Annotated in this window: 14 protein-coding genes; 7 read left to right on the top strand and 7 right to left on the bottom strand. The window is 45.8% G+C overall.

The window, feature by feature from the left end:
* Positions 1-137: 137 nt before the first annotated feature.
* Positions 138-767 (top strand): YfbR-like 5'-deoxynucleotidase, encoded by a 630-nt coding sequence (locus tag FJQ58_RS13145; protein ID WP_139994077.1) that lies wholly within the window; start codon positions 138-140, stop codon positions 765-767.
* A 339-nt stretch (positions 768-1,106) separates the two neighbouring features.
* Positions 1,107-5,699: an endo-1,4-beta-xylanase gene (locus FJQ58_RS13140; RefSeq protein WP_139994075.1), complete on the top strand. Its 4,593-nt coding sequence runs from the start codon at positions 1,107-1,109 to the stop codon at positions 5,697-5,699.
* 114 nt (positions 5,700-5,813) lie between these two features.
* Here the strand turns inward: FJQ58_RS13140 and FJQ58_RS13135 are convergent, their stop codons facing one another.
* Genes FJQ58_RS13135 through FJQ58_RS13125 form a run of 3 tightly spaced genes read right to left on the bottom strand, consistent with a single transcriptional unit; the run spans position 5,814 to position 9,424 of the window.
* The gene (locus FJQ58_RS13135; RefSeq protein ID WP_139994073.1) at positions 5,814-6,953 is read right to left on the bottom strand and encodes a toxic anion resistance protein; all 1,140 of its coding nucleotides are present in this window, start codon (positions 6,951-6,953) and stop codon (positions 5,814-5,816) included.
* 25 nt (positions 6,954-6,978) lie between these two features.
* Complete coding sequence (locus FJQ58_RS13130; RefSeq protein WP_139994071.1) at positions 6,979-8,667, bottom strand: vWA domain-containing protein; 1,689 nt, start codon at positions 8,665-8,667, stop codon at positions 6,979-6,981.
* The gene (locus FJQ58_RS13125) at positions 8,657-9,424 is read right to left on the bottom strand and encodes a hypothetical protein (RefSeq protein ID WP_238404027.1); all 768 of its coding nucleotides are present in this window, start codon (positions 9,422-9,424) and stop codon (positions 8,657-8,659) included. The genes FJQ58_RS13130 and FJQ58_RS13125 overlap by 11 nt, the downstream gene beginning before the upstream one ends.
* Positions 9,425-9,694: 270 nt before the next feature.
* Between FJQ58_RS13125 and FJQ58_RS13120 the strand changes: the two genes are divergently transcribed.
* Positions 9,695-10,486 carry a nucleotidyltransferase domain-containing protein gene (locus tag FJQ58_RS13120; protein ID WP_139994069.1) on the top strand — a complete coding sequence of 264 codons (792 nt, stop codon included), beginning with the start codon at positions 9,695-9,697 and terminating at the stop codon, positions 10,484-10,486.
* 40 nt (positions 10,487-10,526) lie between these two features.
* Here FJQ58_RS13120 and FJQ58_RS33195 read toward each other — a convergent pair whose 3' ends face one another.
* The 3 genes from FJQ58_RS33195 to FJQ58_RS13105 form a co-directional block, all read right to left on the bottom strand.
* Positions 10,527-11,078 carry a methylated-DNA--[protein]-cysteine S-methyltransferase gene (locus tag FJQ58_RS33195; protein WP_139994068.1) on the bottom strand — a complete coding sequence of 184 codons (552 nt, stop codon included), beginning with the start codon at positions 11,076-11,078 and terminating at the stop codon, positions 10,527-10,529.
* On the bottom strand, positions 11,068-11,649 hold the full coding sequence (locus FJQ58_RS13110) for a bifunctional transcriptional activator/DNA repair enzyme AdaA (protein WP_139994066.1): 582 nt from the start codon (positions 11,647-11,649) through the stop codon (positions 11,068-11,070). The genes FJQ58_RS33195 and FJQ58_RS13110 overlap by 11 nt, the downstream gene beginning before the upstream one ends.
* Positions 11,650-11,804: 155 nt before the next feature.
* On the bottom strand, positions 11,805-12,236 hold the full coding sequence (locus FJQ58_RS13105) for a MarR family winged helix-turn-helix transcriptional regulator (RefSeq protein ID WP_139994064.1): 432 nt from the start codon (positions 12,234-12,236) through the stop codon (positions 11,805-11,807).
* Between the two features lie 157 nt (positions 12,237-12,393).
* Between FJQ58_RS13105 and FJQ58_RS13100 the strand changes: the two genes are divergently transcribed.
* From FJQ58_RS13100 to FJQ58_RS13090, 3 genes are all read left to right on the top strand, one after another.
* Positions 12,394-13,848, top strand: coding sequence for an MFS transporter (locus tag FJQ58_RS13100; protein WP_139994062.1), 1,455 nt, complete (start codon positions 12,394-12,396; stop codon positions 13,846-13,848).
* A 68-nt stretch (positions 13,849-13,916) separates the two neighbouring features.
* On the top strand, positions 13,917-14,492 hold the full coding sequence (locus tag FJQ58_RS13095; protein WP_139994060.1) for a TetR/AcrR family transcriptional regulator: 576 nt from the start codon (positions 13,917-13,919) through the stop codon (positions 14,490-14,492).
* 76 nt (positions 14,493-14,568) lie between these two features.
* Positions 14,569-15,609 (top strand): NADH:flavin oxidoreductase, encoded by a 1,041-nt coding sequence (locus tag FJQ58_RS13090; protein ID WP_139994058.1) that lies wholly within the window; start codon positions 14,569-14,571, stop codon positions 15,607-15,609.
* Between the two features lie 129 nt (positions 15,610-15,738).
* Here FJQ58_RS13090 and FJQ58_RS13085 read toward each other — a convergent pair whose 3' ends face one another.
* Positions 15,739-16,557 (bottom strand): methyl-accepting chemotaxis protein, encoded by an 819-nt coding sequence (locus FJQ58_RS13085; protein WP_139994056.1) that lies wholly within the window; start codon positions 16,555-16,557, stop codon positions 15,739-15,741.
* A 130-nt stretch (positions 16,558-16,687) separates the two neighbouring features.
* On the opposite strand from FJQ58_RS13085, the gene FJQ58_RS13080 reads away from it, so the two are divergent.
* Positions 16,688-17,095 carry a DUF6855 family protein gene (locus tag FJQ58_RS13080; protein ID WP_139994054.1) on the top strand — a complete coding sequence of 136 codons (408 nt, stop codon included), beginning with the start codon at positions 16,688-16,690 and terminating at the stop codon, positions 17,093-17,095.
* Positions 17,096-17,149 lie beyond the last annotated feature (54 nt).

The raw sequence follows: 17,149 nt of genomic DNA, 5'->3' as shown, positions 1-17,149 counted from the left end.
GTTCCGTTTACCCGTTTTAAAAGGCATTTCAATTTTTAAATATTACCTTCTTAAATTAATCGTCCCTTAACAAACAAGCTTTATACTACCTGTAATGCATCACAACCTATATCAAATCCGGAGAGGAACGGCATGCCATGGGAATTCATACGTACTTTCAATCATTAAACGACCTTGAACGCATTATTCGTTGCCCTGGAAAATTTAAGTTCGAAGAACACAGCGTATCCGCTCATTCCTGGAAAGTTGTACAGTACGCCAAAACCTTGGCTGATATTGAAGAAAGCAACGGCATCACGATCGATTGGAAAAAGCTATACGAAATTACGAGCAGCCATGATTATGGCGAAATATTTATCGGTGATATTAAAACGCCGGTTAAGCATTATTCCATGGAATTGCGCGGCATGCTGCAGCAGGTGGAAGAAGGAATGATTGCGCTATTTATAGAGGAGAATATTCCGGAGGAGCTCAAGCCGATTTTCCGCAGACAACTCCGTGAGGGCAAAGATGATTCTGTTGAAGGCCTCATTTTGGAAGTGGCCGATAAATTGGATCAAGTGTACGAGGCTCTTACTGAACTGCAGCGAGGGAATACGGAGAAGGAATTCGTTATTATGTACCGCGAAGCGCTCGTCAAAATCAAAAAAATTAAGCTGCATTGCGTAGATTATTTTCTAAAGCATATTTTACCTGACATCGTTAAGGAAAGCTCCAATTGCCCCGTTGATATCCAAAAAATTACGAAGGAAGCTTTGGAGCTATAACCTTCCTTAGCCCCGCTTCCTCTCATCCAATCCTCCGCATCCGATCGCCACATAATATTCAGCATGAATTGCTGCATTGCAGCAGCCTTCCGTTAGGTCATCAGCTTACCCTCCACTCATTTCCACTCCTCTTCTTTTGTCATGCCTTCAGGGTGAAATCACTGAAATTCACACTATTTTTCAACTAAATATATAAAAAGTACAGTATGTTCTTTAGTTCCTCTAGTCCAACGATTTTTGGATACACGATATAATGAAGCTCTGGAAAGGAGGATTATTCCAAATAATTTGAAAGCGCTTAATCAAATATTTCAAATCATTGAAGGGGGAATGTATCTCATGAGTAGAAAGCTCAAACAGATCATCGCGCTCTTACTCACAGCTGCTTTGTTCAGCCCTGCTGGCTGGATTGCGCCAATCGCAAAAGCAGCAGCGCCTGAAATACCTGTCATGTTGTTCCACCGTATCGTTGTAAATGCGACGGATGACTGGACTCATACCAGTGTAGAAAATTTCACAAAGCAAATGAAGTATCTGAGCGACAATGGTTATAATTCTTTATCAGCAGAACAGTATGTTGACATCCTCGAAGGAACAGAAAACGCCCCAGACAAGCCTATCCTACTTACCTTCGACGATGCCACGCCTGATTTCATTACCCATGCACTTCCGGTATTAAAGCAATACAAAATGAAATCCGTTCAATTTGTAGTCAGCGATTGGATCAATGGCGGCTACAGTATGACGACCTCACAACTGCAAACGCTTGCAGAAGAGCCTAGCGTCAGCCTTCAAAACCATTCCCAGACACATAGCCAAAGCAGCGATACTGCAGGCGGTGAAATTTGGACAAGTTCAATCACTAAGGAGCAAGCTGCAAGCGAGATTGCCTCAGCGAGTGCCTATCTGAAGAACCTCACAGGCAAAGACCCTATCCTCTTCGCTTATCCTTACGGTACCTTTAATGAAAACGCAGAAGCTGCAGCAGCGGAAAGTAACATCAAATATGCCTTTAAAGTAGGTTATCCGAATCAAGGCAGCTACGCTATGGGCCGTCACTACATGCAGAGAACCACAACACTTAGCCAATTCGCTACGATGGTTGGCGGACCCGCACCAACCGAGCAAACACAGATTAATACGGTTTACCATGAATCCTTTGCAGGCGGCAAAGGAGCTGCCACCCAATCGGGTAACGCCAGTCTGACGTTGTCCACCGATAAAACATTCGATGGCAATGCTGACGGAGCAGCTTTATCCGTTAGCAACAGACAAAATGACTATGATGCGGTTGATTTCAAATTCGCGACTATCGGTCTGACCAATGGAAAAACCTATTCGGTAACCGTTTCAGGCTATGTTGATGCAGATGTTGTTGTACCTGCAGGAGCACAAGCCGCTCTCCAAACGGTGGACAGCTACGGCTGGTTGGCAGGCGCAGAGTTTGTTGCTGGCAAAGCCTTTACATTAACGAAGGAATTTACGGTGGATACCAGCAAAGATGTGAGCTTACGCGTTCAGTCCAACTCTGTTGGGGCGGCAGTTCCATTCTATATTGGTGATGTTTTGATCACTGAGAAGGTAGCTTCCGGGGGTGGTGAAGAGGAAGAAACTCGTCCGCCAGCTTTAGACTTTACTACCATTACCTTTGAGAATCAAACGACAAACGGTTTTGAAGGCAGAGCAGGTACAGAAACACTAACCGCTACCAATGAAGTTAACCATACCGAAAACGGTTCATACGCATTAAAGGTAGAGAATCGATCCGATTCATGGCACGGACCATCACTGCGCGTAGAAAAATATGTAGACAAAGGCTCCGAATATAAAATTTCGCTCTGGGCCAAGCTGATCTCGCCTGCTAGCTCACAGCTTCAACTGTCCACGCAGGTTGGCAATAGCAGCCCGAGCTATATTACTCTTTCAGCCAAAACGATCAACGCTAGTGACGGCTGGGTTCAGTTCGAAGGAACCTACCGATACACCAATGTTGGCGACGAATATTTAACAATCTATTTGGAAAGCTCTAATCAGAAGACAGCCTCTTTCTATATTGATGATGTCCGCTTCGAGAAAGTAGGCTCAGGACCTATCGTCGTGGAGAAAGATCTCACTCCGCTCAAGGATGCTTATCAGAACGATTTCCTGATTGGTAACGCAGTATCCTCTAATGATCTTGCGGGCGTTAGACTTGAGCTTCTCAAGATGCATCACAATGTCATCACTGCAGAAAATGCAATGAAGCCAGATCAGATGCAGCCAACGAAAGGCAACTTTACTTTTGCTGGAGCAGATTCGCTCGTTGACAAAGCATTGGCCGAGGGACTGAAGGTCCATGGGCATGTGCTCGTATGGCATCAGCAGACACCAGCGTGGATGAGCAGCTCCAATGATGCGCCTTTGGGACGCGAGGAAGCTCTCGCCAATATGAAAAACCATATCAAAACGGTCATGGAGCATTACGGCAACAAAGTGATCTCATGGGATGTCGTCAACGAGGCGATGAACGATAACCCGTCCAATCCTTCGGATTGGAAAGCAGCTCTGCGGCAAGCCCCTTGGAAAAGCGCGATTGGCACAGATTACGTAGAACAGGCATTCCTACTAGCAAGAGAAGTGCTGGACGAGAATCCTGAATGGGATATCAAGCTGTATTACAATGATTATAACGATGATAATCAGAACAAAGCCCATGCCATTTACAGCATGGTCAAAGAAATCAATGATAAGTATGCGCTCACTCACCCTGGCAAGCTTCTCATCGACGGCGTGGGCATGCAAGCGCACTACAATGTCAACACGAACCCAGCTAACGTTAAGCTGTCGTTGGAGAAATTTATTTCTTTAGGTGTTGAAGTCAGCATAACCGAACTTGATATTCAGGCTGGAAGCAACTATCAGCTTCCCGAGCAGCTTGCAAATGCTCAAGGCTACTTGTATGCCCAGCTGTTCGAGCTTTATAAGGCTAACGCTGAGCATATCAAACGCGTAACCTTCTGGGGACTGAATGACAGCTCTAGCTGGAGGGCAGAGAACAACCCGTTGTTGTTCAATAAAGACCTGCGTGCCAAACCTGCTTATCACGCTGTCATCAACCCCGCTAAATACTTGGAAGAGCACGCTCCAGTAACGGTAGATGCCAAGCAATCAAGTGCCCATTTTGGCACGCCTACTATCGACGGCACGGTTGATGCAATTTGGAACAGTGTACCTGAAATTCCCATTAATCGCTATCAGATGGCGTGGCAAGGTGCAACCGGAGTGGCGAAAACGCTCTGGGACAATGAAAACCTGTATGTTCTAATCCAGGTACGCGACGCACAGCTTGACAAAAGCAGCGCAGCTGATCATGAACAGGACTCAGTTGAAATCTTCCTGGATGAAAACAATGCAAAAACATCGTTCTATCAAGACGACGATGGACAGTATAGAGTGAATTTTGACAACGAAACCTCATTCAATCCGACAAGCTTAGCAGATGGTTTCGTATCGGCAGCTGCCATTTCCGGCACGAACTATACGGTTGAAGTGAAGATACCGTTTAAGAAAGTGACACCTGGCGCTGACAAGAAAATTGGATTCGACGTTCAGATCAATGACGCTAAGGATGGTGCCCGTCAAAGTGTTGCCACTTGGAATGATACGACTGGCAATAGTTATATGGACACTTCCGGATACGGCATACTGACTCTGATCAATAATAATACGGTTCCTCCCGGCGACCCCGTCAGCAGCGGACCTGCCCCGTCGACCGGAGTTATTGAAATGAAAGACGGCTTTGTTACCATCCATCCACTAGTGAAAAGCGACGGAAGCCGTACAACAGGAACCGTTTCCGACGAAACGCTGAAGAAAGCACTAGCGCAAGCTGCTCCAGCAGCTAACGGTAAGAAACAAGTCGTCATTGAAGTGCCGAAGCAATCTAGCGCGAATGCGTATGAAGTACAATTGCCAACTCAAAGCTTGAAAGGTACCGAGAACTTCGTGCTTTCGATGAAAAGTGAACAGGCTACGATCGATATTCCAAGCAACATGCTATCCGATGTGACAGTGAACGCTGAACAAGTATCTGTTCGCGTAACCAAGAGTTCTACAGATCACATGGATGCAGCTACTCGCCAACTGATCGGCAACCGTCCAGTGCTGGATCTAAGCTTGGTTGTCGATGGTAAAGTGATTGCTTGGAACAATGCAAAGGCGCCTGTAACGATCTCTATTCCTTACACGCCGACAGCAGAAGAGTTAAGCAATCTGGATTCCATTGTAGTTTGGTACATCGCTGACAATGGTGAAGTAACTGTGATTCCGAATGGCCGTTATGTTGCAGCAACAGGAAAAGTGGTATTCCAAACCACGCACTTCAGCACCTATGCTGTGGCTTCCGCATTTAAAACCTTCGGAGATTTGAATCATGTGCCTTGGGCGAAGCAAGCGATTGACGCCATGGCTGCGCGTGATGTTATCAAAGGCATTTCAGAGAACAGTTTCTCTCCAACTGCTTCCATCAAGAGAGCGGACTTTATCGCCCTTCTGGTCAGAGCACTTGAACTGAAAGGAACTGAGAAAAACGAAGCGATGTTCAGCGATGTAGAAAAAAGTGCATATTATTATGATGAGCTTGTCATTGCGAAGGAATTGGGAATCGCTACTGGTTTTGCTGATCATACGTTAAAGCCTAACAGCCTTATCTCCCGTCAAGATATGATGGTTCTGGCCACTCGGGCACTGGCGGCCACTTCTAAGCCGCTTAAAAAGAGTGGAACTTTAGACACTTATTCTGATGCAGCGAGCATTTCCGATTACGCGAAGGACAGCGTTGAAAGCTTAGTGAATTCTGGCATTGTGAACGGCAAAAACGGCACAATTGCGCCAAACGATTTACTTACCCGCGCTGAAGCAGCAGTCATTCTGTACCGGATCTGGAATCTATAATCAAGAGCCAAGTCATGATTACATGACTTGGCTCTTTTAGTTTCCCCACTGTATGGACCAACCCCGATTTACATCATAAGCACCTAATTCCAGCAGCTGCTTTATAGAAGCTTCCTAAAGGCCTAGCTTCTGTCCCTTCTCCAACCGCAAAATCCTGCTTTCTCCTTCATTCGCCAGCTCTCTAAACTGGCTAATCGTTTCACGCATGCGAGGAAGCGCCTCCTGTTTATACGTGCTAATCGAATCCAAAGCTGACAGCACGTCAGTAAAGGCCTGTTTCATCGTGTCAACTGAAATATTGGCTTCAAGGGATTGCTTATGAATCGCTGCGCCTTGGTCTTTCAGCATTTTTGAAGTACCGCTAATGAGACTGTCTGTCGTTTGATTAAGAAGCTCAATCTTTTTCAAAACAATTCGTTGATTATACAGCGCGCTTGCCACGGTGACTGCGATCTTCAGAGCAGAAACCGTGACATTTCGGGCTCTGTCTACCCCTCTCATAAGCTCCTTATTATTCCTCATCACAACCTCTATAGCCATAATTCCCTGCTGATTGACGACCTGCATTTGCTGCAAATCCATTAGTCGCTGACGTAAAGGAAACAAGACTTCCTCCGTAATAAACAGAATTTTGTCTTCCGACTCCTGGCGCAGCTTTGCTGCTTCAATCTGGGACTCGATCTCTGAATCCATCAGCACGCCTAGCTGGATTTCCTTTTGCAGCTTTTTGGTGAGATCTCTAAGCACCTGCTGTTCGATCTCCAAGGTTGTATTGTCATTTTTCAATACCGTTTTCCCTTTATCCAATGATAATATGATGTCCGAAATAACCGCATCCGCTTTCTGGTACTTCACAAAATATCGCCGCAAGGGATTAAACAGCATGCCCAAAATGCCGCTTTTTGCAAAATCGATGACGCTTGGGTCCAAATCCTTCAACTGAAGGTGAAGCTCCGACAAACCCTTGGCTACTTGCCCGCCTTCATCCCCTGTTTTGGATAAGTTCCCTACAGAAACTTGCAAAAGGGCGTTTTTCTCTGAGGACGACCTCATCGAGCCCATGCCAAAGCTATCAATGGACTGCAAGACCGCTCTTCGCTTCTCCAATGATTCGATATCCAACGCCAGAATTGTAGAAACGTTGTTTAACGCCAGCTCCTTCAGCTGCGTTAACTCCTCCGGCTCAGGCTTCACTTCCTCTTCGATTGCCGACTTCAGCTTCTCCTCGCTGATCACTTCCATAGAAAATGACATTCCAGCCCCTCCTTATTGTTTATCTTTACATTTGAACGTTAAGTAAATTGCCGATCTTATAAACAACATCCTCGGTATCCGCATTAATACTGGCCGCCTCATTAATGCTCGAAATACTTTGAAGTGCCTTAATGTTCGCATTATAACCTATCGTGTAGACCGGAATTTTGTACGTTTCAATTAATCCTCTAATATCCTTAAGCGAATGGCCTTCATTCGTCTCTCCATCGCTCAGAACAAAGATCAGCGGCTTCACATCGGGATTCAGAGCAATCTCATCCTGGAGCATTTTCATCGCCACCACAATCCCGTCGAAAGTAGCTGTCCCCCCACTGGCCTGAAGGCTGTTAATCGCTCCAACGAACATCGACTGCTGATTCGTGTCGTACTTCCCGATCGGAAGATTGATGGCAACATCACTGGAATAAGAAACGAAGCCAATGCTATTGTCCCGGCCCAAAAACTTTTGACCCTTCAGCAGCGATTCCTTCAACCGATTTAAAGGTTCACCGCCCATGCTCCCCGATACGTCAGCTACAAACACTGCCGCAATCGGTTTGCTGCCATCCTTTTTCTCCTTCCACAGCTTCTGCGCAGCGGACAAGATACTGCCATCCACGGCTGCAAGCTCGGATTGGTAATCCTGCAGGCCATTAAAACCTTTCTCCTCGGCTAATTTCTGATATTTCTCTTGCTCCACAAAATCGGCGAACTTCTGAATAATATCGAGTTTAGCCTTTGGCAAGTCTCCCAAAGCATAAAGCGGACTATCATGTCTCACGCCAAAAGGAGTGAACACGTAACCTGCTTTAAAATCCGTTGCATTCACGAAGGTTTGATACTCTAGGACAAAAGCATCCAGCATGCCGGTCTTGGCTGCCTCGCGCATTTGCAGCGTAGTTGAAGCAATAAACGGAACGTTCGCCTGGAACTTCTCAAAGCCCTGCACCGCTTTCTCCCCAAGCAAATCATTGCTGTCAAAGGTTCCGAGAGCGGTCACCAGAAAGTTTAGTCCCGTAGAACTGGCAAATGGATCTGTATACCCCATCGCCAGCTCGTTGTCGGCAATAGCATCCGTTACGGTCTTGATATTCAGGGAACCGTATTTATCTACCAGCTCGTCATACTTTGCTTTGGTTGCTACAATACCGGCTACATTGCCGACGAGTCGATCTGAGATCAGCTGAGTAGGAATGCCCTCGGCCTTCACCATTTCTCCCCACAGCTCGTTCGATGGAGTGAACGCGTCCGGCATATATTTGCCTGATCGGATATAATCGGCAGCAGTACCCGATGCAATATTCCGAATCATAACCGAAACCGACTGCCCATCCACCGTGATATTGGCGCTATTGAATTCGGCAGCTACTTCATTTAACCAGCCATCAATACCCGTTCCGGATTTCTCCGTGGAAGAAAAGATTTCTACATAGCTGTCCGTAGTATTCGATACCGAAACGGGAAACTTGGATATATCGGGCAACGAGTCGCCGACTGCCGCTGGATCGAGATCGATTTGGCCTTTGATAGGCTCCATGGTTCTCACCGATACATCTTTATATAATTTATCAAGCTTTTTCGTCGCGTCTTCCGTAGTAATCTGCGTCTTTGTTTTCCCTAGATTAGACGTTAAGCTGATGCCCAAATAAACAAGCAAAAAAACAGACAATGCAATAGCCACTAACACGACAAAAGCTTTCCCTTTACCTGCCATATCCGTCTTCCTCTCCATGCTTATATAATTTGGTCTGCTTAATTAATAAATCAATTTCCTTCACGCAGGGCATTTCCTCGATATCTCTATAATCGGTACTGTTTAACAGTGAAATTTCCAACAATAACTTATCCAGCTTAAGCAAAATTTCTTCATTCGCACTTAGGTATCCCGTCACGTAAGATAAGTACTCCTTGTATAAAATCGTTTTTTCTCGTATTAGTTTGTCAGAGAGCCTCGCCGATTGCTGCTGCCCTGCAAAAGCGGAATAGCCGGAGGCATCGAATACTCTGAGCTTGTTAAGAATGCCCCGAATATTGAGGTAGAACAGCTTCTCCACCTCATAAATGACCGAATCGAACTTTTTATAACTAATCTCCTTTTGATCGAATCGCTGTCCAAGAACCTCTATCAAAGCACTCTTCTTTTTCACGATCCTTTCCAACTGATCCAAAGCAAGGGTTATATCCTTTTTTAGATCCTTGGCATTTCGGTACTGGTGAAGCGCAGCAATATAATCCTCACGAGTCGTCATGTTTTTTACAGGCAGCACGGCAGGAGGCTTAAAGAGCAAACCATAACTCCCGTAAAGCGCAACAAGAAAGCTCACAACCAATAACGTTACGCCCGAAGCCGTTTCAAGTATGCTTTCACCTCCTATTTCCACACCTAGTAGCCCAGGCGACAATACGATAATATTCAGAACTGCAGCTCCGCCAACAAGCCCAAACAGCTTCATAAATTTCCCGTTATCCAACGTACACACTTCCCCTACTATTACAGTAACTTACTCCGAATTGGCTTCTTCAAGAAACGCTGAGCTCATACAGTCCTTATGGCAAAAAGGAAGATATAACTCTCTTTATGCTTAATTTCATCAGAGAATAACCGAACAAGCCCCTAAATCTTTCTGATTTCAGTTGAATTTCTCATCCGAGCAGAGCTCCAGTTAGAATTGACAAAGACCAATGGAGATGATAAGTTGGCGTAATACCCATTTTGGGTCATATCATAAGGGGTGCTTTATATGCTGCTGCCTATTCATGAACAATTCATTCACCAAGCCAAGGAAAAGCTAAGCCAAGATCGGCGAGTTCGCGGGCTTCTAGCCGGCGGTTCCATGATGACGAATACCATGGACGCGTATAGCGATTTAGACCTGATCATCGTATACGAATCTGCCTATCAAGATCAGATCATGAATGAACGGCTGGCCATTGCCGAAGGATTAGGCACATTGCTTTCTGGATTTACAGGTGAGCACGTTGGTGAACCTCGTGTTGTTATATGCTTATATGGACCAGACCCGCTGCATGTCGATTTAAAATTCATTACCTTGGAAGAGCTCAATGCTCGGATTGAAAATCCTCTTATACTATGGGAACAAGATCAGGTAATCAGCCGAATTTTCGAAAAAACCTTCCCTTCACATCCATACCCCGATGCCCAATGGATAGAGGACCGCTTCTGGGTCTGGGTCCATTACGGTGCAACGAAGCTGGGGAGAGGCGAATGGTTTGAATTGATCGACCATATTACTTATATTCGAAGTGCCGTGCTCGGTCCTTTGGTTTTGATACAAAATGGTCAACTTCCTAGAGGCGTTAGAAAACTGGAGCAGTATGCCATTAATGAATTAGAGGACCTAAAAAAGACGATCCCTGCACACAGCTCCGAAAGCTGCTATCATGCGTTAAAAAGTACGATCAGCCTCTATCGACGACTTCGGCAAGCTTCTGAGGCCCTCCTATTAAAAGAAGAAGCAGAGCATGTATCGGTCGCTTACCTTGAAGAAATATATGATTCTTTAATAAAATAAAATGCAAAAAAGAGCACCTGGTTTAGGTGCTCTTTCTCATTTAAAATAAGAATCGTTCATGACCGCCATCCTCAACATTGGTTATACCCTCAATAGTAAGCAATTTTTTCTTCATCTCTAGCCCGCCTCTAAAGCCCGTTAGCTTCCGATTGGCTCCAATTACTCTATGACAAGGCAATACGATGGGAATTGGATTCGCTCCATTAGCTGCACCCACCGCACGTACTGCCTGCGGCCTGTTGATTGCCTTCGCGATTTCTCCATAGGATCTTGTTTCGCCATAAGGGATGTTTCCAAGCTCTCTCCATACTTCCTGCTGGAATTCAGTCCCGATTAAATCAAGCTTAACGCCTGCAATGGATAACTTCTGGCCTGCAAAATAGCTCTCAAGCCACTCTATTATCCCTGTACGCTTAATGGCTTCATGCTCTTCCTTCAGCTCTCCGTTAGGAATAATCCGGGCCATCCAGCTTTTGAAATGCTCCAATCCCTCATGCGGAAATATGATTCGGCATAAGCCTTTTTCCGTTGCAAGCAGCAACCAACTACTCTGATTGAATTCAACTCTTGTCCACATTAGCTCATTTCTCATCGCTGTCGTCCTTTCCGTTTAAACCCTCTCTGTAAGCCGTTGGGGTTAGCTCCGTTTGCTCGCGAAACCAAACCGCAAAATGCGAAGCGGTTTTATAACCAACAGATAAAGCTACTCCATGTATGCTCAGCTCTCTATTGGCCAAAAGTAGTTTGGCTTTCTTAAGCCTCACTTGATGAAGCTGCTCCATTGGCGTGCGATTCGTAACGCGCTTATAGGTACGCTGCAAATGATAAGGGCTAATGGCCAGCTGATTTGCCAGTAAGGATAAGGTTAACGCTGATTTATAATTTGTTGTAATCATAGCATCCACTTGCGCAGCAAGCATGGCATCTGGATTTAATGAACCCGGAGTATCAGGTTTGCAGCGCTTGCAGGGTCTGAATCCGTCGCGCAAGGCAGACTTTAAATTAGGATATAACGTAATATTTTCGCGTTTGGGTGTACGAGCCCTGCATGAAGGACGGCATACAATTTTTGTCGTCTTTACACCGGTATAGTATACACCGTCATAGGTTGATTGTTTGTTCGCAATAGAATCGTAAATCATATCGAATAATTCTGCATCCATCGCCTTTCCCCCTCGCAGCCATCAACTCATTTACATTGAGTATAACCAGATTCATTTAGAATCCCACGAAAATCAGAATACGATAGCAACAATTCGACAGCAACTCCGTGCATTAGCCAAACATGAATCTACAACAGGGGAAGATCAGGCTGCCTTCATAACTTTTTAGAATTCTTATTGATCTTTTGGAGCAAAGTAATCAATAGTTCTACCTCTTCTGCTGTTAATCCTTCGGCAAGGGTGTTATTGATTTCCGCAAGAATCGCTTGGAGCACCGGAGCGAACTCCATGGCCTTCGATGTCGGATAAAGCAGAGATGAGCGGCGGTCCTTAGGATCAATTCTCCGCTCGATATAACCGGACTCCTCAAGCTGCTTTACTGAGCGGGCAGTTGTTGCCTTATCAAATTTCAATTCATTGGTCATTTGATCCTGTGTAATGCCAGGTTGTTTTAGAATTAGCTTAAGAAAGCTGGGCTGCCCGCCACTGCCGATACCGTACGGCAGAAGCTCACTCGCGAGCTTTTTTTGATTTTGGCGATGAAGCTGAGAGATCAGCTTGCCGATCGGTTCATGGTTCGATTTCATTAAGCACACCTCTTTAATTAATGTCTGCCGGGTAACAAACCTTTCCTCAAACACTACATGAAATTGGTTGCGCGCGCAACTACATTGTAGTACACTGGGTGTATTATTTGGTTGCGTTTGCAACTATATATCAAAAAAGAGGCATGAGGTGCTAGGTATGAGTGCAATTGGTGCAACCTATCAAGAGGATGAGGCGATCCAGAAAAAACGCTGGATGATCCTGATCGTATTAAATTTATTCACTTTTATGGCCACACTGGATGGCAGTATTGTCAATATTGCTTTGCCTGTGCTTGTCAAGGAGCTTCATCTTCCGCTAGCGCAAGTAGAGTGGGTGACGACCATCTATTTAATGTCGATTTGCTCAGCCATACTGTTCTTCGGAAAGCTTGGCGATATCGCTGGAAAAATAAAAGTTTTCAAAATTGGCATGGTGGTGTTTATATTCGGATCCCTGCTTTGCGGTATTAGTGCATCCCTTCCCTTCCTCATCGCTTCGCGAATCATACAGGCGATCGGAGCCTCGATGACCATGGCCAACAGCCAAGGCATTGTCACCGATATTTTCCCATCAACAGAGAGGGGCAAAGCGATTGGGCTAATCGGCACCTTCGTATCATTAGGCAGTATTGCCGGACCTAGCTTGGGCGGCATTATTGTATCAACATTAGGCTGGGAATATATTTTCTGGGTGAATGTTCCGATTGGGCTGATTGCCATCGTCCTTGGGTGGAAGGTCCTTCCTGCAGATTTTATGAAAGTAAAATCCAAAATTGATATCCCTGGCAGCCTTCTATTCGCCGTGTTTATTATCGCCCTGTTCGCTGGACTGCTGCTTGGTCAACAATTGGGGTACGGAAACAGTTTAATTATTTTATCCCTCATCGTCGCCGGTGCTGCTTTCATCGCTTTTATAGGAGTAGAAAAGCGTATATCTCACCCGCTATTGCAGCTTTCGCTGTTCAAAAATTCTCTATTCTCACTCAGTATTCTTTGCGGCTTTCTTGTGTTTGTAGCTAACTTCTGCTTTAACATTATTGCACCTTTCTATGCGCAGAATATGCTGGAGCTATCCCCGTTCTATGCGGGTTTTCTACTTATGTTATTCCCGATCTGCATGGTCGTCATCTCTCCTCTTAGCGGGGCATTATCGGATAAAATCGGCTCTGAGGCCCTTACCTTCGCGGGGCTAATCGTGATGGTCATTGCCCAATTTGGGCTAGCCCGTCTGCATGACGGCAGCTCTGTGGTGCTGGTGGGCGTTTGGATCGCTATGCTTGGCATCGGCAGCGGCTTGTTTCAGCCGCCAAACAATTCCCTAATCATGTCCAAGGTTCCACGCACACAGCTTGGCTCCGCCGGCAGCGTCAACTCACTGGTCCGCAATGTGGGCATGGTCGTTGGCATCACCCTTGCCACTACCATCTTGTTTCACGAAATGAGCAGCAAGGCCGGATACCGAGTAACCGACTTGATTCCAGGCCAACCCGCTATTTTCCTTTCAGGGATGCATCTCGTATTCATGACATCATCGGCCATTTGCTTAGTATGTGCTATGCTGACTGGCTGGAGACTCGTCATAATGAAAAAAGAAAAAAGAGCAACAGCCTAAAGTCACATAACTTAAAGTATCCTTTCTCGTTCTTGACTACACAGTCAAGAACGTGATAAGGTTATCCCATGAGCAGACCAAGAGAATTTGATGTCGATCGTGTTTTGCACCAGTCTATGGAAGTGTTTTGGTCCAAAGGGTATAAGTCTACCTCCTATGAGGATCTAACCCTCATGACGGGGGTGAAGAAGCAAAGCTTGTACTGTGTCTTTAACGACAAACGAACCTTGTTCCTAAAGGCTTTAGCACACTATCGTGAACAGAGCATCGCGTTACTGAAAGAACTGGAAGTGCAAAATATTTCTCCACTGGAGAAGCTCGACTCATTACGCAGCTCTCTTCTAAACGATGAAGCCTTTTGCCGAGGATGCTTAATGGTGAATTCATCTCTGGAGTTCGGCAAAGAAGATGAGCAGGTCACTCGCGAAATCGAGCTCATGTTCGTCGAAGCCGAGCAGGTCCTAGAGAAAATCATCAGCAGCGGTCAGCAGCAACAGTTGATCACCTCCCGTTTTTCCAGCAAAGAGCTTGCAGCTTATCTGAACAACGCTATTTCAGGCGCTAGAATTTTAGAGAAATCAGGCGCAGCTCGGGAACAGATCGAGGCGGTCTTGCGTACATCTTTTGCCATGATATTGCCTTGATTTTTTTTGCCAAGATTTTGACCATTCAGTCAAGAATAAATCAATAACCATTAAAAATACAATGTTGGAGGCTACTATGAACTATACTCAATCTGTAGAACCACTGTTTAAACCGTTTAAATTAGGAAATTTAGAATTAGCTAATCGGATCGTCATGGCACCCATGACCCGTCAATTTTCGCCTGAAGGCGTACCTGGCGCAAATGTAGCGTCCTATTATCGTCATAGAGCAGAGAACGGTGTAGGACTGATTGTGACTGAAGGAACCATTGTCAATCACCCGGATGCATCCAATCAGCCCAACATTCCGCATGTTTACGGCGAAGCAGCCTTAAATGGCTGGGCAAATGTAGTGTCTGAGGTGCATGAAGCAGGAGGAAAGATTATTCCGCAAATTTGGCATATGGGCGCACGCGGTCATGTTGGCGATTATACGGAAGCAGAAATCGCTGATATCATCCAAGCTTTCGCACATTCAGCCTTGGAAGCCAAGCGGATTGGGTTCGATGGCATTGAGCTGCACGGTGCACACGGATACTTAATTGACCAATTCCTTTGGGAAAAAACGAATCCGCGCACGGACCGTTATGGCGGGGACATGCTGGCACGCACAACCTTTGCCGTAGAGGTTATCAAGGCTTGCCGTCAGGCAGTCGGAGCAGAATTCCCCATCGTACTGCGTTTATCGCAATGGAAGTCGACTGAATATACGGCAAAATTGGCTGAAACACCGGAATTGCTGGAGCAATTGTTAGCCCCACTTGTCGAGGCCGGCGTAGACATATTCCATTGTTCTACTCGCCGTTTCTGGGAGCCTGAATTTGAGGGCTCTGACCTCAATTTTGCCGGGTGGACCAAAAAGCTTACAGGCAAACCAACGATTACCGTGGGATCTGTTGGCCTTGATGGCGACTTCATGAGCCTTTTCACCGAAGGAAAAGGAGCCGCTAACGTCGGAATTGACGGATTGATCCAAAAACTTGAGCGTGAAGAGTTCGATATGGTGGCTATCGGCCGCGCACTATTGGTTGATCCCGCTTGGGCAGCCAAAATTCGGGACGGCCGAGCAGACGAGCTGATTCCTTTTACATCGGAAGCATTGCAAACACTAAATTAAGCTTTGATTTACGTTCGCCTACATGACCGAATTGTAAGCAGTTCATGTCATGTGGAAAACAGCTTCATTTAGCCAAAAAACCCGACCTATTCCGGTCGGGTTCTTCGTCGTATTGCCTCAAGAATAAGATTATAATCGCTTTGCCAATTGATTAAGCTGCTCCGACATCCGATGAACGTCTTCGATGAAGTCCAAAATCTGCCTTGACGATGTCGCCTGCTGCTCAACGATTCCCGTCATTTGTTCAATGGATATGCGCATTCCGCTTATCGCTTCTTCGAAGGTTTTCAGCGTATGCTGAATCGTTTGCGTAGAGGACACTGTTTCATTGGATAATTTCCTTATTTCATTGGCTACAATGCCAAACCCTCTTCCCCGGTCCCCTGCATGAGCCGCTTCAATTGCCGCATTAATGCCTAATAAGTTTGTCTGATCCGCTACTCTTCTGACCATAGAGACCACTTTATCCGTTTCATTCACCTGTTTGACCGTCCTATGGGCGAGGGCAAGAAGCTGCTGAGCAGACTCCGCCAGTACGACCGATCCTTCTGTCACCTGCGACAGCTGATTATTCGCTTGTGTTAATGAAACCGACATTTGATCGGCAATGGCTAGTAGCTCGCTTTGTTTTCGAAGCTGAACGGCTATGCCGCCAATCACAGCGCCATCGAAATCGTGGAGCGGTGTAGCCGTACCTGTAAACTCGAAGCCATAAAATGCGGCAGGGACTTCCGCTCTTAGCGCTACATTGCTTCGAATCGCCTGCGTTAACGGTTCCTCAGGGTGCAGTTGTTGACCGACACGTATATGCAAATCAATATTTTCGCCCGGCCAATAGGCTATAAATTTCTCTGTATCACAAATAGCAATCGATAATTCAGCAGGAACTGCCGCCTTTAAGATTGGAATCATTGCAACCACAGCTTTCAGGGATTCAATGCTGTTCATCTTGGATTCTCCCCACTTCATGTAGTAGTGCATTAAATAAGCGTCTGTGCCAAGCACCCCATTTTATCAGCCTAGTGTGTTAATGTAAATATGAGTAGAGATGCAATTCAAAATCAAAGGAGTTATGGCTATGGCGACAGCAAAAGGAACCAAAGAAGACCCTTGGAAGTTAAAAACTCCTCCTCAAACCTCCGAATATGAGATGTATAAGGGAGAGAAAGACGGCAAGCCTATTATCGTCTGCACAGTAGGCAAAACGATTTTGCATTATGACTATCAGTGCATTGACGACTTACATGCTATGCTCAAGCAGCACGGAGATTGGATAGAGCTAGGCAGCGCAGATGAGCAAAAGCCAGCGAAAGAAGGTACGGTAGAAGCATGGGGGCGTTCTTCTGAAAACCCCGTAGGCGGTTGGTATGGTTTGAAAAAAGGGCTTCGCGGAAGATTTGGCATGTATATCCCGCCTTTAATGGAGGAACTAGGACTTGCCGAAGTCGAACACCATCCAAGAAATAATCGGATGAGGGCATTGTAATTGGGGTAGCTTGAAATGATGTCCATGACTAACATGTAAAAATAAGTAAAAACC

The organism is Paenibacillus paridis (assembly GCF_006345825.1).
In the GTDB taxonomy this organism is placed as follows: Bacteria; Bacillota; Bacilli; order Paenibacillales; family Paenibacillaceae; genus Pristimantibacillus; species Pristimantibacillus paridis.
The sequence above is the reverse complement of the archived record's forward strand: the minus strand, read 5'-3'. Positions and strand labels throughout refer to the sequence as shown.